Origin of the sequence: Campylobacter sp. RKI_CA19_01121 (genome assembly GCF_025771295.1) — a bacterium.
Taxonomy (GTDB): Bacteria; Campylobacterota; Campylobacteria; order Campylobacterales; family Campylobacteraceae; genus Campylobacter_D.
In genome coordinates, this window is record NZ_JAKMQA010000031.1 from 1 (window position 1) to 1,318 (window position 1,318).

A 1,318-nucleotide genomic window follows, 5' to 3' on the forward strand; every position below is an offset into this window, starting at 1 on the left:
AAAAAAGATTTATCATCATCAATCTAATAAGTTCTAAACTAATAATTATATTGATATTTTTTCTTTAACTTTATTTTGTTGTTTTAAGCAAACTCTGGGCAGTTAAATTGTTTATTCACACTAACTAATAAATAGTTAGTGTGAGAATAATCTTACCACCATAAACCTAGTTTTAAAAACATAGTATGTGAAGTGGTATTATCAAATGTAAATGCACCTGCATAATTTAATGATAAATCAGCATTATCAGCTATAGCATAAGAAAGACCTAATTGTCCAAATCCATAATACTTAGAAGTATCTATATCTGTACTAATTTCATTTGGACCTAGTTTTAAACTTCCTTTTGCATCATTGTATAAATTTACTACACTACCTATAGTAATATTAGTTCTTAATTTATCATTTAAAGGCTTATATAATTTCACAGCTGCTATTGCATCAAAGAAATTAAATTGTTCTGCCATATAATGCTCTTTTAATCCATCTATATGTCTTAGAGCAAAGTTTTTATTACTCATACCATAATAGCTTAAACCTATTTCTGGAGATATTCTAGCTATATCTAAAGTATTATAATAATTAGCACCTAATTTTACTTCAGCACCATAACCATATACCTTAGCATCACTTTTTATACTAGATGGAATATTTTTATAAGTTTTTTCTATATCTGTTGTAGTATAGTCTAATTTAGTATTAGCACTAATATAGTATTGATCTATACCATTTCTTGCTATTACTCCATAATAAGTTAAACCACCATAATAAGTTTTATCATCAAATTTAAGTCTTTGAGTAGCTTGTTCTTTAGAAGAATCTTCATAACCTAGATAAAAACCTATAATACCATAATCTTTTGGTAATTCTTTAAAAGATCCTCCCATTAAACCTGCAGTATCAACACTTAATTGTCCTACACTCTTTCCTATCTTAATAGAAGAGTGATTATAATAAGGAAGTAAGAAAGAATGATTACTTGCTTTTGGATTTTTATTAGGAATAAATATATCTTCTAATTCAGCTAATAAATCAGCATCATTACCATAAGCTTCTCCTTTTTTAGACAATTCCATATCTAATACTTGAGAGAATTCTGTTTGGAAGTTTTTAGTATTTAAATCTCTTAACATATTAGAGATATTAATATTTCTTAATCTAGAAGAATACACCATAGATTTAGCTAATGTTTTACCACTTAATTCAGCTAAGTTAACATTAGCTACATACTGACCATTACCCAAACCTATAAAGTCATAAATACCTGATAAGCTATGGATATTATAACCATTTACACCTGCACCATTATTGGTTTGAT

General features: G+C 26.8%; 1 protein-coding gene. It reads right to left on the reverse strand.

Translation table 11 applies throughout. The features are described from left to right. Window positions 1-152 precede the first annotated feature (152 nt). The coding region (locus L8T90_RS07820) for an autotransporter outer membrane beta-barrel domain-containing protein (RefSeq protein WP_263737172.1) at window positions 153-1,318 on the reverse strand (1,166 nt) is incomplete at its 5' end.